The sequence below is a fragment of the Ruegeria sp. N8 genome, assembly GCF_056531325.1.
Genome location: NZ_JBQFLQ010000001.1, coordinates 603,224 through 625,483 on the forward strand (window position 1 = coordinate 603,224; position 22,260 = coordinate 625,483).

The 22,260-nt window shown below is 58.3% G+C and carries 29 protein-coding genes; 13 read left to right on the top strand and 16 right to left on the bottom strand.

The window, feature by feature from the left end; all coding sequences use genetic code 11:
- Nucleotides 1–4 precede the first annotated feature (4 nt).
- Both ACR0C5_RS03035 and ACR0C5_RS03040 read right to left on the bottom strand, forming a co-directional pair.
- A complete protein-coding gene (locus ACR0C5_RS03035; protein ID WP_170770646.1) occupies nt 5–451 on the bottom strand; it encodes a phasin family protein in 447 nt (148 codons plus the stop codon).
- A 131-nt stretch (nt 452–582) separates the two neighbouring features.
- Complete coding sequence (locus tag ACR0C5_RS03040; protein WP_480874445.1) at nt 583–2,385, bottom strand: PHA/PHB synthase family protein; 1,803 nt, start codon at nt 2,383–2,385, stop codon at nt 583–585.
- A 111-nt stretch (nt 2,386–2,496) separates the two neighbouring features.
- Between ACR0C5_RS03040 and phaZ the strand changes: the two genes are divergently transcribed.
- Entirely contained in the window at nt 2,497–3,768 is a 1,272-nt protein-coding gene (gene phaZ, locus ACR0C5_RS03045) for a polyhydroxyalkanoate depolymerase (RefSeq protein WP_170770343.1), read from the top strand.
- Between the two features lie 5 nt (nt 3,769–3,773).
- Nucleotides 3,774–4,358, top strand: coding sequence for a DUF6151 family protein (locus ACR0C5_RS03050; protein WP_480548490.1), 585 nt, complete (start codon nt 3,774–3,776; stop codon nt 4,356–4,358).
- On the opposite strand, the gene ACR0C5_RS03055 is transcribed toward ACR0C5_RS03050, so the two are convergent.
- From ACR0C5_RS03055 to ACR0C5_RS03070, 4 genes are all read right to left on the bottom strand, one after another.
- Complete coding sequence (locus ACR0C5_RS03055) at nt 4,349–5,065, bottom strand: alpha/beta fold hydrolase (protein WP_480874448.1); 717 nt, start codon at nt 5,063–5,065, stop codon at nt 4,349–4,351. The genes ACR0C5_RS03050 and ACR0C5_RS03055 overlap by 10 nt on opposite strands.
- 69 nt (nt 5,066–5,134) lie before the next feature.
- Complete coding sequence (locus tag ACR0C5_RS03060; RefSeq protein ID WP_480874741.1) at nt 5,135–5,749, bottom strand: hypothetical protein; 615 nt, start codon at nt 5,747–5,749, stop codon at nt 5,135–5,137.
- A 20-nt stretch (nt 5,750–5,769) separates the two neighbouring features.
- Nucleotides 5,770–6,753 carry an alpha/beta hydrolase gene (locus ACR0C5_RS03065; protein WP_480874450.1) on the bottom strand — a complete coding sequence of 328 codons (984 nt, stop codon included), beginning with the start codon at nt 6,751–6,753 and terminating at the stop codon, nt 5,770–5,772.
- Nucleotides 6,750–7,499, bottom strand: coding sequence for an alpha/beta fold hydrolase (locus tag ACR0C5_RS03070; RefSeq protein ID WP_480874453.1), 750 nt, complete (start codon nt 7,497–7,499; stop codon nt 6,750–6,752). Before ACR0C5_RS03070 ends, ACR0C5_RS03065 begins: the two co-directional genes overlap by 4 nt.
- Nucleotides 7,500–7,716: 217 nt before the next feature.
- On the opposite strand from ACR0C5_RS03070, the gene thrS reads away from it, so the two are divergent.
- The 5 genes from thrS (at nt 7,717) to ACR0C5_RS03095 (ending at nt 12,401) form a co-directional block, all read left to right on the top strand.
- Nucleotides 7,717–9,675 carry a threonine--tRNA ligase gene (gene thrS / locus ACR0C5_RS03075; protein WP_480874455.1) on the top strand — a complete coding sequence of 653 codons (1,959 nt, stop codon included), beginning with the start codon at nt 7,717–7,719 and terminating at the stop codon, nt 9,673–9,675.
- Between the two features lie 220 nt (nt 9,676–9,895).
- Complete coding sequence (locus ACR0C5_RS03080; RefSeq protein WP_170770331.1) at nt 9,896–10,198, top strand: BufA1 family periplasmic bufferin-type metallophore; 303 nt, start codon at nt 9,896–9,898, stop codon at nt 10,196–10,198.
- Between the two features lie 72 nt (nt 10,199–10,270).
- Nucleotides 10,271–11,128 (top strand): MNIO family bufferin maturase, encoded by an 858-nt coding sequence (gene bufB, locus ACR0C5_RS03085; protein ID WP_480874459.1) that lies wholly within the window; start codon nt 10,271–10,273, stop codon nt 11,126–11,128.
- Complete coding sequence (locus ACR0C5_RS03090; protein ID WP_170782687.1) at nt 11,125–11,883, top strand: HvfC/BufC N-terminal domain-containing protein; 759 nt, start codon at nt 11,125–11,127, stop codon at nt 11,881–11,883. Before bufB ends, ACR0C5_RS03090 begins: the two co-directional genes overlap by 4 nt.
- The gene (locus tag ACR0C5_RS03095) at nt 11,883–12,401 is read left to right on the top strand and encodes a DoxX family membrane protein (RefSeq protein ID WP_170770325.1); all 519 of its coding nucleotides are present in this window, start codon (nt 11,883–11,885) and stop codon (nt 12,399–12,401) included. The genes ACR0C5_RS03090 and ACR0C5_RS03095 overlap by 1 nt, the downstream gene beginning before the upstream one ends.
- Nucleotide 12,402: 1 nt before the next feature.
- Here the strand turns inward: ACR0C5_RS03095 and ACR0C5_RS03100 are convergent, their stop codons facing one another.
- From ACR0C5_RS03100 to ACR0C5_RS03110, 3 genes are read right to left on the bottom strand one after another with little or no spacing between them, the layout of a single operon-like run.
- A complete protein-coding gene (locus ACR0C5_RS03100; protein WP_170770323.1) occupies nt 12,403–12,771 on the bottom strand; it encodes a hypothetical protein in 369 nt (122 codons plus the stop codon).
- A 41-nt stretch (nt 12,772–12,812) separates the two neighbouring features.
- Nucleotides 12,813–13,130 carry an ArsC/Spx/MgsR family protein gene (locus tag ACR0C5_RS03105; protein ID WP_480874463.1) on the bottom strand — a complete coding sequence of 106 codons (318 nt, stop codon included), beginning with the start codon at nt 13,128–13,130 and terminating at the stop codon, nt 12,813–12,815.
- A 30-nt stretch (nt 13,131–13,160) separates the two neighbouring features.
- Entirely contained in the window at nt 13,161–13,295 is a 135-nt protein-coding gene (locus tag ACR0C5_RS03110) for a hypothetical protein (protein ID WP_480874466.1), read from the bottom strand.
- 50 nt (nt 13,296–13,345) lie between these two features.
- Here ACR0C5_RS03110 and ACR0C5_RS03115 point away from each other — a divergent pair, with 50 nt between their 5' ends.
- A complete protein-coding gene (locus tag ACR0C5_RS03115; protein ID WP_008758035.1) occupies nt 13,346–13,552 on the top strand; it encodes a cold-shock protein in 207 nt (68 codons plus the stop codon).
- A gap of 76 nt (nt 13,553–13,628) precedes the next feature.
- Here the strand turns inward: ACR0C5_RS03115 and ACR0C5_RS03120 are convergent, their stop codons facing one another.
- Both ACR0C5_RS03120 and thyX read right to left on the bottom strand, forming a co-directional pair.
- Nucleotides 13,629–13,901: a hypothetical protein gene (locus ACR0C5_RS03120; protein WP_480874468.1), complete on the bottom strand. Its 273-nt coding sequence runs from the start codon at nt 13,899–13,901 to the stop codon at nt 13,629–13,631.
- An 87-nt stretch (nt 13,902–13,988) separates the two neighbouring features.
- Nucleotides 13,989–14,900 (bottom strand): FAD-dependent thymidylate synthase, encoded by a 912-nt coding sequence (gene thyX, locus ACR0C5_RS03125; protein WP_480857548.1) that lies wholly within the window; start codon nt 14,898–14,900, stop codon nt 13,989–13,991.
- Between the two features lie 178 nt (nt 14,901–15,078).
- Here thyX and ACR0C5_RS03130 point away from each other — a divergent pair, with 178 nt between their 5' ends.
- From ACR0C5_RS03130 to ACR0C5_RS03140, 3 genes are read left to right on the top strand one after another with little or no spacing between them, the layout of a single operon-like run.
- Nucleotides 15,079–15,507 (top strand): VOC family protein, encoded by a 429-nt coding sequence (locus ACR0C5_RS03130; RefSeq protein WP_170770314.1) that lies wholly within the window; start codon nt 15,079–15,081, stop codon nt 15,505–15,507.
- Nucleotides 15,504–16,208 carry a DUF1194 domain-containing protein gene (locus ACR0C5_RS03135; protein WP_170770312.1) on the top strand — a complete coding sequence of 235 codons (705 nt, stop codon included), beginning with the start codon at nt 15,504–15,506 and terminating at the stop codon, nt 16,206–16,208. The genes ACR0C5_RS03130 and ACR0C5_RS03135 overlap by 4 nt, the downstream gene beginning before the upstream one ends.
- Nucleotides 16,205–16,927: a DUF1194 domain-containing protein gene (locus tag ACR0C5_RS03140; RefSeq protein WP_480874472.1), complete on the top strand. Its 723-nt coding sequence runs from the start codon at nt 16,205–16,207 to the stop codon at nt 16,925–16,927. The genes ACR0C5_RS03135 and ACR0C5_RS03140 overlap by 4 nt, the downstream gene beginning before the upstream one ends.
- Here the strand turns inward: ACR0C5_RS03140 and ACR0C5_RS03145 are convergent, their stop codons facing one another.
- The 3 genes from ACR0C5_RS03145 to ACR0C5_RS03155 all read right to left on the bottom strand — a co-directional run bounded on the left by ACR0C5_RS03145 (nt 16,928) and on the right by ACR0C5_RS03155 (nt 18,150).
- Entirely contained in the window at nt 16,928–17,425 is a 498-nt protein-coding gene (locus ACR0C5_RS03145; protein ID WP_170782692.1) for a MarR family winged helix-turn-helix transcriptional regulator, read from the bottom strand.
- A 78-nt stretch (nt 17,426–17,503) separates the two neighbouring features.
- The gene (locus ACR0C5_RS03150; protein ID WP_331252084.1) at nt 17,504–17,761 is read right to left on the bottom strand and encodes a succinate dehydrogenase assembly factor 2; all 258 of its coding nucleotides are present in this window, start codon (nt 17,759–17,761) and stop codon (nt 17,504–17,506) included.
- Nucleotides 17,758–18,150, bottom strand: coding sequence for a helix-turn-helix domain-containing protein (locus tag ACR0C5_RS03155; RefSeq protein WP_170770305.1), 393 nt, complete (start codon nt 18,148–18,150; stop codon nt 17,758–17,760). Before ACR0C5_RS03155 ends, ACR0C5_RS03150 begins: the two co-directional genes overlap by 4 nt.
- Nucleotides 18,151–18,241: 91 nt before the next feature.
- Between ACR0C5_RS03155 and ACR0C5_RS03160 the strand changes: the two genes are divergently transcribed.
- Nucleotides 18,242–19,444, top strand: coding sequence for a pyridoxal phosphate-dependent aminotransferase (locus ACR0C5_RS03160; RefSeq protein ID WP_170788900.1), 1,203 nt, complete (start codon nt 18,242–18,244; stop codon nt 19,442–19,444).
- A 16-nt stretch (nt 19,445–19,460) separates the two neighbouring features.
- Complete coding sequence (locus tag ACR0C5_RS03165) at nt 19,461–19,856, top strand: hypothetical protein (protein ID WP_170788901.1); 396 nt, start codon at nt 19,461–19,463, stop codon at nt 19,854–19,856.
- Here the strand turns inward: ACR0C5_RS03165 and ACR0C5_RS03170 are convergent.
- Nucleotides 19,853–21,214 (bottom strand): MATE family efflux transporter, encoded by a 1,362-nt coding sequence (locus ACR0C5_RS03170; RefSeq protein WP_170788902.1) that lies wholly within the window; start codon nt 21,212–21,214, stop codon nt 19,853–19,855. The genes ACR0C5_RS03165 and ACR0C5_RS03170 overlap by 4 nt on opposite strands.
- Before the next feature lie 102 nt (nt 21,215–21,316).
- Nucleotides 21,317–22,240 carry a polyphosphate kinase 2 gene (gene ppk2, locus ACR0C5_RS03175; protein WP_480874477.1) on the bottom strand — a complete coding sequence of 308 codons (924 nt, stop codon included), beginning with the start codon at nt 22,238–22,240 and terminating at the stop codon, nt 21,317–21,319.
- Between the last annotated feature and the right edge of the window lie 20 nt (nt 22,241–22,260).

Genomic DNA, 22,260 nt, shown 5'->3' on the forward strand with positions numbered 1-22,260 from the left:
TTACTTACTTGGCAGCTGTTGCTTTCTTGGCAGCAGCAGTCACCTCGTTGGTGGCTTTCTTGACAGCAGCAGTTGCGTCTTCTGCAGCGTCTTTACCGGCAGCCATCAGAAGCTCGACGGTTTCGCTCTGAACTTTTTTCGCGATTTCAGCGAAAGCAGCCAGGTTTTCAGCGGCAACTTCAGCCGACGCGCTTGCGAAGTCGGTTGCGGCTTTTGCGTAGTCGGCAGGCTCTGCCTTTGCTTTCGACATCTCGGTCAGTTTGGCCAGAGTGTCTTTGGTCCATTTGTTCGAGATTTCTGCCGATTTCTCTGCAGCTTCCAGAGCAACACCCGACAGTTTTTCGTTCAGGGTTGCGGTCGACTTGAAGGCACCTTCCAGAGCGGAAGTGTCAACGGGGAATGCGCCCATGATGTCTTTCAGGGTCGCGGTGAAGTCAGGGGTCTTTGCCATTGTCCAAATCCTTTTTGCCGAACCGGGCCCGCCCCGGTTTTCATCAGCTTGAGGACAATATGATTGCTGCATCGCAGCATTGCAAGATTTTTTTGCTGCAACGCAGAAAAAACTTCGAATTCCCTTATTAATCAACCAGTTGCTTTGGCCAAAACATAGGTACCGGGCGCGGGACACAGAGACGGGTGGTTCGAATCGCCCGGCTCACGCGCCGGAATCTGCTTGCCGGACCGCTTTCTCAACCACGCTTCCCAAAGCGGCCACCAGGACCCTTCATGGAAATCGGCATCCTTCATCCAGCTGTCAGCGTCCAGCTGCATGTCCGGGTTGGTGTAATGCCCGTATTTCTTTTTGCTGGGCGGATTCACGATGCCTGCGATATGACCCGATTCCGATACCACAAAAGTTTTCGACCGCGAGCCCATCTGCTGCACGCCGCGGTAACAGTCTTTCCAGGCCGCGATATGATCAGTCTCGCAGGTGATTGACATTAACGGCACGTCGACATCCCGGATATGCAGCTTGTGCCCCAGCAGTTCAAACCCGTCCGTGACAAAATCATTGCTTTGACACAGCCCACGCAAATACTCGACCGCCATGCGGCCCGGCAGGTTGGCCCCATCTCCGTTCCAGTACAGCAAATCAAACGCCGGAGGTGTTTCGCCCATCATGTAGCTGCGGATTGCGGGGCCGTAGATCAGGTCGTTGGAGCGCAGGAAGGACATGGTTCGCCCGATGACCCAGGCTTTCAGCACGCCATCCTTGCCGATCTGGTCTTCGATGCCGTTGACGAAGTCGTTTTGCAGAAACGGGGTGAACTCTCCCTGTTCGCCAAAATCGGTCAGAGTGGTGAAGAACGTGGCCGATTTGATCGACTTGTCCCCGCGCTGCTTCAACAGCGAAAGCGACAGACTTAGTGTGGTGCCCGCGATGCAATAGCCGACCGCATTGACTTGCTTGACCTTGCAAATGCCCTTCACCTGCTCGATCGCGGTCAGGTAACCTTCTTCGATATAGTCCCCCATGCCGATTTCGGCGTGGGACGCGTTCGCATTTGCCCAACTGACGACAAATAGGGTGTAGCCCTGCTCTGTTACCCATTTGATCAGGCTGTTCTGGGCCTTGAGGTCCAGAATGTAGAATTTGTTGATCCAGGGCGGGAACAGGACAATCGGCGTTTCATGCACTGTCTCGGTTGCCGGTTTGTACTGGATCAGCTCCATCAACCGGTTGCGATAGACCACCTCTCCCGGTGTCGTGGCGATATTGCCGCCCACTTCAAAGGCGCTGTCATCCGCCAGTCGAACAACCATCTCGCCATCATTGGCCTCCAGATCGGAAACAAGGTTCTCCAGCCCTTTGATCAGCGACTGACCTTCAGTCTCCACCGCTTTTTCCAGCGCATCGGGGTTTGTGGCCAGAAAATTTGTCGGAGACATCATGTTGATGATCTGTTGCGAAAAAAAGTGAAGACGCTGCTTGTCTTTGGCATCCATGTCATCGACCGAGGCCACTGCTTCTGAAATCGCATCGGCATTTGTCTGGTATTGCTGGCGGACGAAGCGGAAATAAGGGTTAGTCTCCCAAAGCGGATTGGCAAAACGTTTGTCTTTGGCTACTGGTGCCGCCCCCTCAACTTCGCCCGTTGTCAGCGCCTGCTGCGCTTCGGCAAAGTTCATGACAGACTTGCTCCAATAGGCAATCTGGTGTTCCAACAGCTTGGCGGGATTTTGCCAAGCCTCGGCCATATATGCCGTTGCTGCTTTTGCGAAAAGCTCTTGATTCGGGCCGTCCAACGCGGGGGAATGCGCCTTCTTCCCGGCCATGACCTCGACCAGCCGCTTCGACAGCTCTTCGACTTTGTTCATATTTTCTTTAAGCCGTTCAAGATGTTCTGCGGACAATTCCTGCGCCTGGTCTTCACTTGTTGTCATTTTAACAATTCCCCCGTAATCTTGCTGCTATGCAGAATAACGTCGCGGCAGCCGCAGCGCAAAGCGACGAATGGTCCGAAGTTTAGGGCTGTCACTCAGGAGGTTCGCCCGATGCGCTACATGATGACCTATGATCTGATGGAAACCATGCGCAACACCAATCAATGGATGGGTGCGACCGCCAGTGCGATGGCCTCTTACCCGTTGTTTTCGATGGTGCCGAACCCTGCGTTCAGCATGATGGCAGCCTGGGGCGAGGTCACGGAACGCACATTCCAGCGCATGATTGTCAAGCCTGACTGGGGCATTCGCACCTTCACCTGCGAAGATGGCAAGGACCATCTTGTCGACATCGTGCCGGTGGTCGAGCGTGCGTTTGGCGACCTGATCCACATCCGCGTCAACGGTCGCGAAGAACAGCCGCGCAAGGTTCTGCTGGTTGCCCCAATGTCGGGCCACTATGCGACGTTGCTGCGATCGACAGTCAAAAGCCTGCTGGTCAATTGCGAAGTTTATGTCACCGATTGGCATAATGCGCGCGATATCCCTGTGTCCGAAGGCAAGTTCGATGTCGAGGACTATACACTCTACCTTGTCGATTTCATGAAAGAACTTGGCCCGGAAACACATGTTGTTGCCGTATGCCAGCCCGCGCCCCTTACCCTGGCTGCCACGGCTTACCTGGCCGAGGTGGAACCCAAGGCACAACCCAGCACTCTGACACTGATCGGTGGGCCGGTCGATCCAGACGCGACTCCGACGGATGTCACGGATTTTGGCCGCCGCGTTACAATGGGCCAGCTGGAAGAAACCATGATCCAGCGTGTGGGCTTTAAGTACAAAGGCGTCGGCCGCATGGTCTATCCCGGCCTGTTGCAGTTGGCCTCGTTCATGTCGATGAACGGAGAGCGCCACAGCAAGGCCTTCACCGACCAGATCCAGCGTGTCATGCGGGGCGAGGCCTCGGATCATGACGCGCACAACCGTTTCTACGATGAGTATCTGGCAGTGATGGACATGACGGCCGAGTTCTACCTGTCTACCGTCGAACGCATCTTCAAAAACCGCGAAATTGCGCGGAATGAATTTGTGGTGGCCGGGCACAAGGTGGATATAGGCAAGATCACCGATGTCGCGGTAAAATCAGTTGAGGGCGCGAATGACGATATATCGGCCCCTGGCCAATGTATCGCGGCCCTTGATCTTTGCACCGGTCTGCCCGATGCGAAAAAGGCCAGTCATGTGGAACCCGGCGCGGGGCACTACGGTATTTTTGCGGGCCGCAGCTGGCGCGACAATATCCGCCCGCTGGTGATCGACTTCATGAACGCCAACACACGCAAACCGCGCCGCCGGGCCGCCAACAAGAACAAAGTCGCCTGAGGCGCATGGTTCAAAGCCCGGCCAAGGACACTACCTTCGCCTGCACCTGCGGTGCTTTGAGTGGGCGCATTTCAGCCGCAGGGGTCGCTTCGTCCACACATGTGGAATGCTTTTGCCACGATTGCCGGGCCGCGCAGCTTTATTTTGGACAACCCGACCCTGCCCCTGGCCCGGTCGACGTGCTGCAAATGCTGCCCGAGGAGATCGTTTTTGAACACGGCGCAGAACACCTTGCGCTGATGCAGCTCAGCCCCAAGGGGATGTTGCGCTGGTACGCCAGTTGCTGCAACGCCCCGCTGGCCACCACTTCACGTACACCGAAAGTTCCTTTCGCCGGGTTCATCGTGAACCGCATCCCGGACCCAAGCGACCTAGGGCCCGTACGTACACGCGGCTTTGTTCCTCGCCCCGGCGGAAAGCAAGCGCATGAAGGCTTGGGCCCTGCGGCAATTGGTCTGGTGACGCGCGTGCTGAAGTCCCGTTTGTCTGGCAGTTGGAAGAACACGCCTTTCTTCGATGCCGACACCAGGGAAACGTCGGCCAAACCGACCGTCCTAACGAAACCCGAGCGCGCAGCCCTCTACAAGTAGGCCAAACGCGCCGGAATGTTCAGCCAAGCCTCCAAGGCTTCGGTCACCGCGGCGGGGGCCTCGAGCGGCACCATATGGCCCGCCTCCTCGATCACACGCAGTTCGGCATTCGGGATCATCTCAGCCATGAAACTATGTTTGCGCACTGGAGTGATTTGGTCATGGGCCCCACACAAAACCAGAGTTGGCACGTTGATATGCCGCAACCCCCCTTGCTGGTCCGGTCGGCGCTGCATGGCTCGCATTTGCCGTTCGAACATATCCGGCCCTTGATCAATGGCCATGGCCATCACTTCGTTCAGGACGGGCACCCGCTCCGGCCCCGACGCCAACGTGTCCGAACCGATCATGCGAGTCATCACATCCTCAAGCCGCCCGGATTTTGCCCCAACGATCAACTCTTCACGTCCCGCCGCGATCTGAGGGGTATCGGCCTGTGCATCGGTCGCCATCAGGCACAACCGAGAGACCCGGTCCGGCGCGCGGCGCGCGATCTCAAGCGCCACAACCCCGCCCATGCTGAAGCCGCCCAATGCAAACCGATGCGGCAACTGGTCCAGCAAGCCTGAGGCAATCTCTTCTATCCGTTCGCCGACCGACAGGGGCGCAACCGTCACCGCGCGGTAATGAGACAGGTACAAAATCTGAGCCCCGAACAGGCGCGCATCGCACATGAAACCGGGCAGTAAAACCAACGGCTCAATCACACAGAGCCTCCACAATAATCAACTTTTCCTGCAGGATGAGCGTTTTTCAGCACCCGGGCAAGGGAAAGTTCAGGGATAGTCGATGCCCCGACAGGGTGGGAAATCCGCATAGCGCGCCTGCCGCTTTTCCCGGGGTTCATCAGGTTCCGCCCCAGCCCGCAACAGGCATCCGCGTGGAGCGATATAGCTATCGATCCGGCGATGCGGATTGGGCCGCCAGACCAGATTGAACGCGCAAAGCTTCGGGAAAAACCAGATTTCGGAATAGTTCAAATGATCGTGCATCCACCACGCCAGATCGCGCCAATCGCGCCCGGTTCCATATTGATCCGCGAACCACGGAATCACGATCGACGCCCCCGCTATTCGGTTCTCGCCCGTGCCCCGATCCCAGATATGGCATTCCATCGGGTTATCATTGCGGGCACAGTTCAGTTTGTTTTCGTTGCCGAACCGGTTCAGCGACGGCGCGCGATAACCCGAGCGCACGGCGACGCGCCCAAAGGTCTCTTCCAAAGGGTCCAGCAGGGTTTGGCAAAAAGCGCGCCCCGTTTCGATGGCTAGATCAGGGTTTTCGGGGATGTTCTGTATCCCATGAAAATTCCCGATTTCGGAATACAGGAAGTCCCGCATGAAGAAATGCCGCGACAAGCGCACCCGGCCCAGCGCCTCAAGGCTCCACATACTGGCCGGTTTACGCATCGTTATTCGATCCCCACCGAGCGTAGCCACGCGAGCATGCCATCCACTGTGGCTTCGGTCTGCCCCGGCGACATCAGCCGCCCAGCCACCACATGCGATGCAGGGTCATCTTCTTCGCCCATTGCAACCAGATTGACTGTCGCAGGCCCGCCCCACGCCTGTGCCACCTGATGAGTCCGATCCGGACGCACCACCTGATCGTCATCCGAGAACCAGAACAGCGCCGGAACCTGTGCTTGCGCAAAATCCTGCCCGTTCACCACATCGACCAGCCGGGTCATCGGAACAACGGCCTCCCACGGATAGCTCAGCGACCAGTATTTGTTCCGCTCCGGGTCGGTATCTGACACATCGCGGGTTTCCCCCATCAACATCGGCAACCAATTTCGCGCCCAGGGCAGGCCGGGTATCCAAGCCCCCGGCGTATTGACCCCGAAATTCGGCGAAACAAAGATCATCGCGCCGACATTCTGCGTCATCTCGGCATCCAGCGCGGCAGCCGCGGCCAGCGTCCCCCCAGTCGAGGTCGAGATCACAACCACCCGGTCGCCGACCGCGCGTGCTGCGGCGAGGCCCTCGGCCATGTCGGCCATCCACCCCGGGGCCGTCGCCTCTGCCATGGCGGAACCGCCGCGCCCATGGCCTTGCAGGCGCGTGTACACCAGATTGGCACCCAGCGCTTTTGCAAGCAGATCGGGCACCGGGCGGATTTCCTCGGATGAGGCCGAGAATCCGTGAACATAAAGGATCGACACCGGTGTTCGCTGTTCCTTGAATCCCTCTTGCCAGATCACCCGCTTTTCGACACCGGGAACGATGTCTTCGAAGGCGGATTCGACACTCTCGAAATAGACCTGCACCCCCTCGCCAAATTTGCGCGGCTCAAACGTGGGATGAAGGTCAACCTCTTCGCGCGGCCCCAACCAGAAGATCAGGCCGCCCAGAGCTGCCAGCACGACAATGAAACGCAGAACCAACCGGGTCATTCGGGGGCAAGCACATCAAGCACAGCGCGTTCGATAATCTCCAGGCAAGGCCCGTCCGAGAATCTGTGATCCGCATCCTTGACCAACAGCAACCGCATATCCGGTCCACTGGCATGGTCCAGCAACCGCACAGCCGTCTCGATTGACACCGCTGTATCCGCCGTGCCCTGCAAAAATCGCACGGGAAATGGCAAAGCCAACGGATCGCGCAGAACCAATCGCGTGCGCCCATCTTCGATCATGCGCTTGGTAATGATGTAAGGCTCCATGTAATCCGAGGGCAATTCCACATGCCCCACCGTCTCCAGAGCCGCCTTCTGTGAATCGCTGAACGAGGCCCAATAGCCATCTTCGGTAAAGTCCGGCGCGGCAGCGATTGTAACCATCCCGACAATTCGTTCCGGCATTGCCTTTGCCAACAACAATGCCTGCCAGCCACCCATGGACGACCCGACCACAATCAAGGGCCCTTCGGTCAGCGCCTTGACCGCGGCAACGGTATCCTCATGCCAATCGCCAATGCAGCCTTCCTCAAACGTACCGGAACTCTCCCCATGCCCCGAATAGTCGAACCGCAAAAACGCCTGCCCACGTGCCTTTGCCCATGCTTCAAGATGCACCGCCTTGGTGCCTTCCATATCCGACTTCAGCCCGCCAAGAAAAACGACCGTGGGCCCCGACCCCTCACTTTTGTGATACGCCAATCGCCGCCCCTGCGCGGTCTCCAGAAATTCAGCCTCTACCATAAAACCCTCTTTGCTTTGTCAACATCATGCACGTCCCAACCCCAACCGCAATTCCCCGATCCGACCTTCATCTGGCTAAAAATATCCCGGGGTGCGCGAGGGGCAGCGTCCCTCGCTCCCGCACTTGACACAATCCCCACCACCTGCCAAAGCAGCCAGACGCAAATAACCCGCAACCGGGCGTTCAGTGGGCGCCAAACCGACGAGGAGAGCCAACATGGCCCTGGATTCGAAATCCGTCTCTCTAACCTTCCCCGATGGCAATGCACGTTCCTATGACGCAGGCGTAACACCCGCGCAGGTCGCTGCCGATATCTCGACCTCGCTGGCCAAAAAAGCAATCTCGGCCACGGTCGACGGCAAGCACTGGGATTTGCAATGGCCTATTGAGTCCGACGCCCAAATCGCCATCCACACCATGAAGGATGAAGATCAGGCCAATGAGCTGATCCGCCACGATCTGGCGCATGTCATGGCCCGCGCGGTGCAGGAAATCTGGCCCGCGACCAAAGTCACCATCGGCCCCGTGATCGACAATGGCTGGTACTATGACTTTGACCGCGAGGAACCCTTCACCCCCGAAGATCTCGGCCTCATCGAGAAAAAGATGAAAGAGATCATCAACAAGCGCGACCCCGTCACCACCGAGGTGTGGGATCGCGACCGCGCGATTGAGTTCTACAAAGCCAATAACGAGCCCTATAAGGTCGAGCTGATCGAAGCCATTCCGGGCGATGAACCGCTGCGCATGTACTGGCACGGTCATTGGCAGGATCTGTGCCGCGGCCCGCACCTGCAGCACACCGGCCAACTGCCCGGCGACGCGTTCAAACTGATGTCCATCGCGGGTGCCTACTGGCGCGGCGACAGCTCGCGCCAGATGCTGCAACGCATCTACGGTGTGGCCTTCACCGGCAAGGAAAAGCTGAAAGCCCACCTGCATATGCTGGAAGAGGCCGCCAAGCGCGACCACCGCAAGCTGGGCCGCGAAATGAACCTGTTCCACATGCAGGAAGAGGCCCCCGGCCAGATCTTCTGGCATCCCAACGGGTGGAAAATCTACACCACCCTGCAGGACTATATGCGCCGGATGCAGGAACGCGACGGCTATGTCGAAGTCAACACCCCGCAAGTTGTCGACCGCAAACTGTGGGAGGCCTCGGGTCACTGGGACAAATATCAGGAAAACATGTTCATCGTCGAAGTGGATGAAGAACATGCCCGTGAAAAGGCGATCAACGCGCTGAAGCCGATGAACTGCCCCTGCCACGTGCAGGTGTTCAATCAGGGTCTGAAATCCTATCGCGACCTGCCCCTGCGCATGGCTGAGTTCGGATCGTGCGCACGCTATGAACCTTCGGGAGCATTGCACGGCATCATGCGGGTGCGCGGTTTCACGCAGGACGATGGCCACATCTTTTGTGCCGAAGATCAGATCGAATCCGAGACCGCCAAGTTCATCGCTTTCCTATCCAAGGTCTATGCCGATCTGGGCTTCCACGACTGGACGATCAAACTGTCCACCCGTCCCGAAAAGCGGATCGGGTCGGATGAAAGCTGGGATCTGGTGGAAAAGGCCCTTGGTGATGCCTGCAAGGCGGCCGGGTACGACTATGAGATCCTCGAAGGCGAAGGCGCGTTCTATGGACCTAAGCTGGAATTCACCCTGACCGACGCCATCGGCCGGACCTGGCAATGCGGCACATTGCAGGTTGACCCCAACCTGCCCGAAAGGCTTGACGCCAGCTTCATCGGCGCGGATGGCGCGAAACACCGCCCCTTCATGCTGCACCGCGCTACTCTGGGCTCGTTCGAACGGTTCATCGGCATCCTGATCGAGGAACACGCGGGAAAGCTGCCTTTCTGGCTGGCCCCGCGTCAGGTCGTTGTCGCCTCGATCACTTCCGAGGCTGATGACTATGTGGCCGAAGTGGTGGAAACGCTCAAAGCCGCCGGGGTTCGGGCCGAAGCGGATATCCGCAACGAAAAGATCAACTACAAGGTCCGCGAGCATTCTGTCGGTAAAGTGCCCGTGATCTTGGCCGTCGGACACCGCGAAGTTGACGAACGCACAGTCAGTGTTCGCCGTTTGGGTGAAAAACAAACACAGGTTCAATCACTTGAGGCTGTAACAATTGAGCTTTCCAAGGAGGCGACACCGCCCGATCTGCTGTAACATTCGGCGTCAATTTGCCTGCGATCCGGCCCAAAAACAGGGGCCGGATTGAAATATTTTCCATTTTCGATTTCAAAAACAATATGTTAACCTGCAAGGGGGCATGACAGTGCCTGACGGGGTTGTGAGACACGGGCTCGTGAATTTAACTGTCGCCTCTGAACGACTACCTTTGTCATTGTCAACACAGACATACGCAGTCACCAAAAGGATTACCGAGATGTCGAACACAGCTAAGTCCCTCGTTATCGCAAGCGCCGTTGCAGCCGCCGTATCGGGCATGGCCACCACCGCAACCGCACAAGCCAAAGAGAAATGCTATGGCGTTTCGCTGGCAGGCGAAAACGATTGCGCCGCAGGCCCCGGCACCACCTGCGCCGGTACCTCGACCGTTGATTATCAGGGCAATGCCTGGACTCTGGTCGACGCAGGCACTTGCGCCGATATCGAGCTGCCTAAAACCGCAGACGGTTCGGACCGCAAAGGCTCGCTGGAGCCGCTGGACCGCGATCTGCCGGCATAAGCCCGCGCTTAGGAAAACCGAAGGGGCGGGCCTTGTCGCCCGCCTCTTTGTCGTGAACCGGAGACTATAACGATGCTGGACAATGCTATTCGTTCAAACAGACTGCCCGCCGCGCCGGGTGTCGGATATAAGCCCCAGCATTTTCAGCAAATTCTGGATCACGCGCACCCGGTGGCATGGCTGGAAATCCATGCCGAGAATTACATGGGCGATGGCGGACGCCCGCTGGCGCAACTGCGCCATTTGTCCGAACAATTCCCTATCTCTGTCCACGGTGTCGGCCTGTCCATTGGCGGCGAAACCCCGCTGGACCCCGATCATCTGGCCCGGTTGAAACATTTGGTTGGCTGGCTGAACCCTGCCAGCTTTTCGGAACATCTGGCTTGGTCGACCCATGACAGCCATTTCCTGAACGACCTGCTACCCCTGCCCTACACCGACGCAACTTTGGACCGGGTTTGTGAGCATATTGATCAGGTGCAAGAGGTTATCGGACGGCAGATGCTGCTGGAAAACCCCTCCAGCTATTTGGCGTTCGAGGAGAGCACCTGGTCCGAGCCTGATTTCCTGCGTGAAATCGCGCGTCGCACCGGCTGTGGCCTGTTGCTGGACGTGAATAATGTGTTCGTGTCGGCCACCAATCTGGATTTCTCGCCGCAAGGCTATATCGACGCCTATCCGCTGGACAAAGTGGGTGAGATTCATCTGGGCGGCCACGACGAGGATGAAGACGACCACGGTCGCCCCCTGCTGATCGACAGCCATGGGCGCGAGGTTGTGGACCCTGTATGGACGCTGTTAGATTACGCTCTGGACCAGTCCGGCCCCAAGCCCATCTTGATCGAATGGGATACCGACGTTCCCGACTGGCCTGTACTGCGCGCCGAGGCCGATAGGGCTCAGGCGGCTTTGGACCGCGTTCCAGCATGAGCGTTTCTCAGACAACCTTCCACACGGCGCTTTTGGACCCGTCACAGGCGGTGCCCGACGGCCTTGTGGACGCGTCTGAACACCCTGCGGGACGTCGTTTCAGCGTCTATCGCAACAACGTCGCCGTGTCGCTGACCGAGGCAATGTATCAGGCCTTTCCGGTGATTACCAAACTGCTGGGCACGCAGAATATGGATGGTCTATCGGGTATTTTCCTACGTCAGCATCCTCCGACCTCGCCCATGATGATGTTCTATGGCGAGGCATTCCCCGAGTTTCTGGCCGGGATGCCGCAGCTTTCGCATTTGGGCTACCTGCCCGACATCGCTCGGCTGGAACTGGCTCTGCGTCAGTCTTACCACGCCGCCGACAGCACCCCAGCCCCAGCGGATGCGCTGGCAGTTGCGCCTGATGAGGTGATGCAGGCCACGCTTGAATTTGCGCCGTCGATGCGGGTGATCCGCTCGGAATGGCCGATTTATTCGATCTGGCGTTTCAACACGCAAGAAAACGCACCCAAGCCACAGGCTGGGGCCGAAGGCGTGTTAGTAACACGACCGGAATATGATCCCGCTCCGCATCTGCTGCCTGCCGGTGGTGCGGATTGGATTGCAGAGATGATGGCCGGTCAGACGATCGGTCAGGCGTATGAAAACACCTCTGCAACCACCCCCGAGTTTGACCTTGGGGCTACTCTGGCGCTGCTGCTTCAAGGCGGCGCTCTTACTTCTGTGACTATCGAAAGGCTGGCATAATGACTGCCCTGATCTCTCTTCACAATAACGTCCTGGGACGGCTCGACAGTTCGGCCAATTGGCTGACCCCGACCCTGGCGCGGCTTGTTTTTGTTGCTGTATTGCTTGTGTATTACTGGAACTCGGCCACTCTGAAGATTGACGGGTCGATCTTCTCGGCGTCAGCCGGTGCCTTTGGCCAGATCTTCCCCAAAGCGGCTGAAGCCGTTTTGTACGACGTGACCCAGATGACCTTTTTCCAGCGCATCGTGATCTTCTTCGGCACCGTGGCCGAATTCGTCCTGCCTGCGCTTCTGCTGGTTGGTCTTCTGACACGCGTTGCTGCCCTGGCCATGATCGGGTTCGTCTGGGTCCAGACCATCGTTGATGTCGCCGGTCACGGCGTGAAACTGGGTGGATTGTTCGACAACGCCATCACTTTGATGGATCAGCGTGTGATGTGGACCTTCCTGTTCCTGGTCATCGTGATCAACGGCGCAGGCCCGATTTCCATCGACCGCGTCCTGCGCTTAAAATGATCTAGAAATGCGCCTTGGGCTCGTCCGGTTTACCTGCGGCCAGCCCGAGGACCCCTGCCACCCCAGCGAATGCGACGGGGAACATGGTAAAGGCATTGAAACCAAACGCGTAATACATGCCGCCTGCTGAGACTAGCAACAATAGCCCCCCAACCAGTGCCCGCGCCTTGGCCATGGCGCCACCGGCAATCGCCAGCAGAGGCGCAAGGATCGAGGCCGTCTGGATCAGTTGCGCGTTGTCGACCTGCTCGGCCAACCCGTCGATCTCACCGAACCGGTCGATCAGTTCGACATAGCCATAGCCGACAAAGCCGACCAACATGCCGATTAGCCCGGCAATCACACCCAAAATCATCGCTGCGTTACGCATCCTTCGCCCTCTTGCTTGCGCCCTTGCAGATAAGCATCCGCTCAGCCGACGCCAAGAGCCGCCTTCGTCGCCACCGTCCAGCCGAGAAAAAGCTCCCCGTCACGCTCGATCAGCGGGCGTTTCATTAAGGTCGGATGATCGCGCAACAGCTCCAACGGTGCACGCGCGCGTTCGTCTTCGCTTAGGCCCCGCCAAGTCGTGGACCGGGTGTTGAGCAAAGCCTCGCCGAAATGTGTAAGAGCCTTTAAAAGCACTGTTTCAGGCACGCCATCAGCGCGGACGTCGATGAATTCAACATCCTGCAATGACTTCAATGCCTTACGGCAGGTGTCACAGTTCTTAAGTCCATATAGACGCATTTTCGGGGGCTTCCTGTGCTTGTGCGAATTTTAGGCAATTTCGCCAACGTGTTCCGGTAATTCTTGATTTTTTACTTCACCGTGCAATGTTGAAAAAGACGAAATACGCAATTCGGGCCGAAGCGTGTGGGCGCGGCGGTGACGAAAGGCGGTGGCGTCAATCACTTCCCCCACCAATTTGTGGGACAACGTGTAAGTAGAAGGAGACACGGGAAATGCCAACTGGCACCGTGAAATGGTTTAATACCACTAAAGGCTATGGGTTTATTGCCCCTGATGAAGGTGGCAAGGACGTATTTGTACATATCTCGGCTGTTGAACGGTCAGGTCTGACCGGGCTCGCAGACAATCAGAAAGTCTCATACGAATTGCAGGACGGACGCGACGGTCGCCAGATGGCCGCCGATTTGAAACCGTTGTAAGGCCCCCTCCCGACGGGAAGACAAAGCAGGGCAACGGCCAATTTCCGGCCGTTGACCAATAATGGTTCGACCAATGTTAACCGCGCGCCGGATCTGCGTCGACGTGCGTGAACCAGTCTTGACCCATCGCAACGATGCAGGACGTGCCGGTCGAATAAGTGACAACCATCGTCCAATCACCTTTCTCGCTAGTCCAGACTTCCATGATCTGCTCAGGGCTGCGCACCCCAGAGGCTGCGCGTTGCGAGTCGAACTGACGTTCCAGCTTGTCATGCAACCGGGACGTCGGCTCACACAGCACCTCAGCAATAGGGGATTTGGCCAAAGCCGGAGCGCCAAGCAACGACATCAAGCACGCGTATCGGATAAAGGAAAGAAAAGCCATGAAGCCAGTGTAACAGCTTCATGACAGTACGTATAGACAAACGATATGCGTTTAGTTTTCGCGAATGACCGCTTCGAACTCGCGCCATTCGCGGGCGGTCATGCCCGAGGTTTCCTGCGTCACGGCCTCTCCGGCGAGCATCCGCCGCAGGCTGTCGACCATCTGTGCCGACAGATTCACCGCGCCCAGACGATAATCTTCAAAGGCTTTGTAAGCGAATGGCACCCAATCGGCGACGATCTTGCACATCATATCGGCATATACCCGGATTTCGTACTGCGCATGCGGGTCGGCCCGTAAACGCAGGAAGTGGAACAGGTTGTGCAGGTCCACCTTCCAATACCACTGGGTGTAGATATTCGCCGGCAGGTTCATTCGCGCCAGTTCACGCGCCAGACCCTGCTGACCGTCCTGACTGATCATCGCCTCGTAATTGTCATAGCACCGGGCGCTGTCAGCCTTTAGTATCTCCAGAACCCGCGCGGCCTCTTCACCTTGTAATGCTTCGCCCCGACCCTGGTTATTCACCTCGGACTGCGCCGCCACATGGTCGGGCGCGGGAATATAGAACTCCCGATCCAGGATTGAGTAGCGCGCGGAGTATTCATTCACATTCGCCGTCCGGTGCCGGATCCACTGACGGGCCACAAAGACAGGCAGCTTCACATGCAGCTTGATTTCGCACATCTCGAACGGGGTCGAATGCCAGTGACGCATCAGATAGCGGATCAGCCCCTCGTCATTCTGCACCGACTTGGTGCCCTTGCCGTAAGACACCCGCGCCGCCTGACAGATCGCGTTGTCATCGCCCATATAGTCGATCACCCGCACAAAGCCGTGGTCCAGCACCTGATGCGCAGTATACAGATGATCTTCCATCCCCGGAGCCACAACACGACGCGTTTGATGCGATTGCGCCCGTTGCGCTTCGATCTCGGCCAGTTGGTCAGAGGACAGCGGCATGAAATTTCCTTTCCATCGAATGAGTCGGCGACCACTATATCTCGGCAATGCAGCGACCGGAACCGCGATATGTACGCTTGTTTGTGCATTTTCCAAATTGTGTCCGCCGCGCCTCTCGACACACTATGTTAGCGCGCTAAGGTGCTTGTCATCACCTGAACAAAAAAAGGAAACCGCAATGGGGCTGACATACCTCCACACCATGGTCCGTGTGAAAGATCTTGAGAAATCCATGGCGTTTTACGAACTGCTGGGGCTGCAAGAAACCCGCCGGTATGACAGTGAACAGGGCCGGTTTTCGCTGATCTTCATGGCGCCTCCGGGGCAAGAAGATCGCCCGATCGAACTGACATATAACTGGGATGGCGACGACGGATTGCCTAGCGATAGCCGGCATTTCGGTCACTTGGCCTACGGAGTCGATAATATCTACGAAATATGCCAACTACTTCAGGACAATGGCGTCGTGATCAACCGGCCGCCACGTGACGGGCGCATGGCGTTTGTGCGCTCGCCCGACAATATCTCGGTCGAGCTGCTGCAAAACGGTGACGCGCTTGATCCGGCCGAACCCTGGGCCAGTATGGAAAGCACCGGCCACTGGTGATCCGCTGGCTGACGATCCTGGGACTGGCTGCTCTGGCCAGCCCCCTGCGGGCCGAGACCTGCAGGCTGGCGCTTGCCTTGGCGATGGACATATCGACCTCGGTAGACGCAACCGAAGACACGCTGCAACGGCAGGGCTTGGCCGCAGCACTCGTCGCACCCGAGGTGACCGAGGCGTTTTTCTCGTCCCCCATGCCCGTCGCGCTGACCGTCTATGAATGGAGCGGGCGCAGCACGCAACGCGTTATTCTGAATTGGTCGATGATCCGCACGCGGGCAGACTTGCTGGCAGCGGCGACGACGGTGCAACAGTCGGTGCGGTCCGACAGCGGGTCAGCCACCGCGATGGGATATGCGCTGGCCTTTGGCGCGACATTGATGCAGCAAGCCCCGCCCTGCCTGTTCCAGACCATCGATCTGTCTGGGGATGGGTCGAACAATGACGGGTACGGACCAGACTCGGCCTATCGCCACTTTCCATTTCAGGACATCGTGGTGAACGGGCTGGTCATCAACGCCGCCGATTTCGAGGGTGAGCTGTTCCTGATCCCGTTTTTTGAGAACAATGTGCTGCATGGCCCCGGCGCTTTTCTGGAAGTTGCGCAAGGGTTTGAGGATTTCGAGCGCGCCATGCGCCGCAAACTTGAGCGGGAATTGCAGGGCCTGCAAATCGGCGCGCTATCTGGTAATGCGTTGAAATGATCCGCTACCTTGCCGCTGCCGCAACCCTTTTGGCAACGCCTGCGATGTCTGAGTGCAGGCAAGCGCTGGCCCTTGGGCTGGATGTCTCTGGTTCGGTCGATAGTACCGAATACCGGTTGCAGCTTGGTGGTCTGGCCGCTGCCCTACGACGACCCGAGGTCAAGCAACTGCTTCTTTCGGGCCTTGGCCCTGCGGTGCGGTTGGCGGTATTCGAATGGAGTGAGCCCAGTCATCAGCGCATGTTGCTAGACTGGACAGAAATCCGATCCGAGGAACAATTGGATGGTATTTCAGCCCTGTTGAACTCCGTGACGCGCAGCTCGGCGCCGCAGGGAACGGCGGTCGGATCGGCGATGCAGTTTGGCGCCGGTCTGCTGTGGCAACAACCTGAGTGCTGGAAGCACACGCTGGACCTGTCTGGCGACGGCAAACATAACATTGGACCCCATCCCCGCGAGGCCAAACAGGCGCTGCAAGCCAGCGGGATCACTATCAACGGTCTGGTGATCGGCCCTGATGATGCCAATGTTGGGGACAAGCGCGACGTGCAGATCAGCGAGTTGTCTGCCTACTACAATGCATGGGTCACTCTGGGCCCCGATGCCTTTGTCGAGGTCGCCGTGGGGTTCGAAGCCTATGAGGACGCGATGGCCCGCAAGCTGATCCGCGAGCTTGAAGGCCTGGTCCTGTCCGATGCCGGGCCCTGCACCCGGCCCTGATCAGTAAATATAGCGGATCTGATCCGTCCAGTAGCGTTCAACCCGGCGGAGGGAAGTGGTGATGTCCTCAATCCCTTCCAGCTCCAATACGCCACGTGATTGCAACCCACCTGCGTGGCGCGCGAACAGTTCGGATACGATATCGCGGATCTCACGCCCCCGCGGCGTCAGACGCACGCGCACCGAGCGGCGGTCAATCTCGCAGCGTTGGTGGTGCATATAGCCCATCTCAACCAGCTTTTTCAGGTTGTAGCTGACATTACTGCCCTGATAGTAGCCCCTGCTTTTCAATTCGCCCGCCGTGACCTCATGATCGCCGATATTGAACAGCAACAAGGCTTGCACGGCGTTGATCTCAAGCACGCCGACACGCTCGAACTCGTCCTTGATGACGTCCAGCAGCAGGCGGTGCAGCCGTTCCACCAGCGCAAGCGCCTCAAGATAGCTGGTCATGAAGCCCTTGGCCCCGTGCGCGGAGACCTGCATTTCCATACTCATCCGATCCTCCGATTCAATCGCGCCGTTTCAGGCAGCATGAATCGAAAAACCGAATATTCTGTTAAGCAGATTTTACTATTACTTTTGAAAGGTTTGCGCTATTTCCACAATCAGATCTGCATAGGGATCGGGCGTGGAAACCTGTCCTGTCACCCATTGATACAGGTCCTGATCATTCTCGTGCAGCAGGGCGTCGTACAGGTCCAGCAACGCCTCATCCATGCTGCCAAGATTGCGATCGGCATAGGCCGACAGGATAAGGTCCATCTCTTTGATGCCCCGGCGCATCGAACGCATTTTCAACCGCTTGATCCGCGTGTCCCGCTGCTCGGTCACTGGACTTGCTCAGCCATCTGTCGCAGACGCTTTTCCAGTTTCGCGGCTCGTTCCGCGCTGGCTCGCATCTCGCCCCGGATCGAGCGTAACTCGGCCACGATATCCACCAGTTCGGGCATGGGTTCTTCAGCTTCCGAGGGCGCATCCATGCCCTCGCCTTCCCCGGTCAGCAGCCACATGATCGAGACATTGACCATCCCGGCCAGCATCGACAGGCGGTTGGCGCGCGGCTCGGACAGGTCGTTTTCCCAATCCGCGAGGGTTGCTTTTTTCACGCCCAACCTGCGGGCCAGTTGTGACTGTGTCATCCCCGCAGCTTCACGCGCACCTGCCAGACGGTCGCCGAATGTCGCTGAATCCGGGCCGTACCAGTCGTTTTCGTCGTTCATCGGGGTCTCCAATTCCACAATTCATATCGCTTGATCGTCTTTCGGGCGCACCCTATGACAGACAGGTTGATCATTCAAACCGAGGGCCCCTATGAGTTTCCTGTCTGCGACACTGTCACGCGTAAAACCGTCGCCTACAATCGCCATGACGGCCAAAGCGGCCGAATTGAAGGCCGCGGGACGCGACGTTATCGGCCTGAGCGCCGGAGAACCCGATTTCGACACGCCGCAGAACATCAAGGATGCCGCCGTTGCCGCCATTGCCGCGGGCAAAACCAAATACACCGCGCCCGATGGCATCCCCGAGCTGAAACAGGCCGCCTGCGCGAAGATGAAGCGCGATCACGGGCTGGACTATACGCCTGCGCAGATCTCGGTGGGCACAGGCGGCAAGCAAACGCTCTATAACGCGCTGATGGCGACGATGAACGACGGCGACGAAGTGATCATCCCTGCGCCCTATTGGGTCAGCTACCCCGACATGGTGCTACTGGCCGGAGGCACGCCGGTTGTGGTGGAAACGACGCTCGAGAACAGCTTTAAACTGACCGCCGACCAGCTTGAGGCCGCTATCACGCCAAACACCAAGTGGTTCATCTTCAACTCTCCGTCCAACCCAACGGGCGCGGGCTATAGCCGGGCCGAACTGAAGGCATTGACCGATGTGCTGATGCGCCATCCACATGTTTGGATCATGTCTGATGATATGTATGAGCACCTGGCCTATGACGGGTTCGAGTTCTGCACCCCGGCCGAGGTTGAACCCGGCCTCTTTGAGCGCACTCTGACTTGCAACGGCGTGTCCAAGGCCTATGCCATGACCGGTTGGCGGATCGGCTATGCGGCGGGTCCGGTCGAGTTGATTGCCGCGATGCGCAAGATTCAATCTCAGTCGACCTCAAACCCCTGCTCCGTAAGTCAATGGGCGGCAGTCGAGGCGCTGGAGGGCACGCAAGACTTTCTGGCCCCCAATGCCGAGACATTCAAACGCCGCCGCGACTTGGTAGTGCGGATGCTGAACGAGATTGACGGTGTATCCTGCCCCACTCCCGAAGGCGCGTTCTATGTCTACCCCTCGATCGCAGGGCTGATCGGCAAGACTACTCCGGCAGGCACGGTGATCTCATCTGATGAAGCCTTTGCCACGGCATTGTTGGAAGAAGCCGACGTGGCCGTCGTTTTCGGGGCTGCCTTCGGTCTGTCCCCAAACTTCCGCGTCAGCTACGCAACCTCGGACGCTGCGCTGACCGAGGCCTGCACCCGCATTCAGCGGTTCTGCGCCGCACTGACCTGATCGGAGGCTCTGAGCCGTGGATTTGCCCGAATATTACTTTCGCGTGCGCGAGAATGGGGCGGCGGTTTTTCGGATCGACACCGAAAACCGCCAACGCCGGATCGAGATGGACCAGATCGCGGTCATCAACATCCGCAACGGTGAGGTCAAGCCGCAGGGACAGCGCACCCTGACCGAGACCGACCAGGCCGCTATCACGCGTTGGATCGAGGACCGCACAGCCCTTTTGGCACAGCGTGATATGGATGACATTCACCGGGCCGTGGACTACCTAAACCTGACGACTCAGTGGGCGCAGTCCAAAGCGACAGACGCGCAGCTTGAGGATGTCACCGACCGGCTGTTACTGGCGATGCACGATCTGCGCAGTGTTCTGGTGCGTAAAAAGGCGGATCGTCTGACCAAAGACTAACCTGCCACCGGGACCGAGCGGACCGACCGCATCCAGAACCGCGCCATCAGTAACACCGCTGCGAAGGCTAACCCAAGCACAAGGCCCAGCCACACGCCGATCCCGTCCATCCCCTGGACAAAGCCGAAGTAATACGAGGCCGGAATCCCCACGACCCAATAGCTGAGTCCTGCCATCACCATTGGCACTTTGGCGTCCTGCAATCCACGCAACAGGCCCAGCGCAATCACCTGCGCGCCATCGACCAATTGGAACAGCGCCGCCATGGCCAGCAACCCGGTTCCGATCAGCAGGATTTGCGACCGCTGCGGGTCATCCGCCTCCATAAACAGGGAAATCAGCGGCTCGGCGCAGGTCAGGAACAGGATCACGGTCAGCACCGACATCACCAGCGACATCGCCGTCACAGCAATCGCGCCTTTTTCCAGATGTGCCCGGTCTTTGCGGCCCAGCGCATTACCTGCGCGGATCGTGGCCGCGTTGGACAGACCCAGATGCACCATGAACGTAGCCGAGGCCAGATTCAGCGCGATACCATGCGCCGCCAGCGGCACTTGTCCCAGCCAGCCCATCATGATTGCCGACATGGCAAACAGGCTGACCTCGGCCAATGTGGTCAGACCGATGGGCACACCGAGACGCAGGACGCTGAAGAAGAACTCCCAATCCGGGCGCCAAAAGCGCTGAAACAGGCTGTGTTCGGGCAAGACACGCACGGCGTAGATGACCACGAAAACCAGCGAGACAACCTGTGTCACGACCGAAGCGATGGCCGCACCGATCACGCCCAACTCGGGCGCGCCCCAATTGCCGAAGATCAGCGCATAGTTGGTGAAACCGTTGACCACAGCCGCCGTCACAGTGATCCACAGAACGATCTGCGTGCGTTCCAAGGCCGCCAAATAGGATTTCAGGACCATCACGATCAGCGCCGGGAACAGGCCCCAGCCCGCGACCCGCAGATATTGCGCGGCGGTCCGGGCGACCTCGGGGTCCTGATCCAACGCAATCAGGATCGGGTAGGACCACCACAGCAGTGGCATCATCAACGCCGCATAGATCAGCGACAACCACAGCCCCATGCGGGTCGAGCGGCGGATGCTGGTCTCATCCTCCTCGGCGGCGGCGGTGGCGACTATGGGCATCACCGCCCAGCCGAACCCGGCCCCAAACAGAAACAGCACGAAGTAGTAACTACTGGCCAGGGTTACAGCCGCCAGAGCTTCGACCCCGTACCAGCCCAGCATGATGGTATCGGTCAGACCGATAGCAAACTGCGCCAGATGCCCGCCCACCAACGGTAGGCCCAGCACGGTAATGGCCCGGAAATGGCCGCGATATGTCATCACCTTGTTCATCGCCCCAGCCTTATGCCCGGCCCGAGGCCGGGACAAGACCAGATCAGCGAAATTTCAGGGTGAGACTCTCAGTCCGGGGCTAATCAACAGCCCCGGATGACCCTAACGCGCATCAGGGTGCAGTGCGCTGCCAAGGATGTGCTCGGACCGATGGATGACGTGATGCGCCTGTCCAACGATCAAGGGATCAGGCTCGCGGACCACATCATGGTTCTTGCCGGGGTAGTCCAGCGTCGACAGGAAATGCCGCATTGTGTTCAGGCGCGCACGCTTCTTGTCGTTCGACTTGATGATGGTCCATGGCGCGTCGGCGGTGTCAGTATAGAAGAACATCGCCTCTTTCGCCTCGGTGTAGTCGTCCCATTTGTCAAGGCTGGCCTTGTCGATCGGCGACAGTTTCCACTGTTTCAGCGGGTCCGTCTCGCGGCTTTTGAACCTGCGTTGCTGTTCGGGCTGCGTGACCGAGAACCAGTATTTGTAAAGCTGAATGCCCGAGCGGACCAGCATCCGCTCAAGATCCGGAGTCTGGCGCATGAATTCCAGATATTCGTTGGGCGAGCAGAAGCCCATCACCCGTTCCACGCCTGCGCGGTTGTACCAGGACCGGTCGTAGAACACCATTTCACCAACGGTGGGCAATTCCTGAACATAGCGCTGATAATACCACTGACCCTTCTCTTCCCAGGTGGGTTTGTTCAACGCAACCACTCGGGCCTGACGTGGGTTCAGGTGCTCCATGAACCGCTTGATTGTGCCGCCCTTACCCGCAGCGTCACGGCCTTCGAACAGCAACACGAACCGCTGGCCGGTTTCTTGCGCCCATATCTGAACCTTCAGCAGCTCAGCCTGCAACTCGGCCTTTTGCGCCTCATAGAACTTGCGCGCCATCTTGCGGCCATAAGGGTACTTGCCGCTTTCAAACGCGTGGCGAATTTTCTCGGGGCTGGGCTCAGCCGGGCCGGTCGTGGGCACCGGAACGCCGTTGGCGGAGGCTTGTGTCTTTTCGATCCGCGCCGCTGTTTCCATGCAATCTCTCCTTGAAAAGC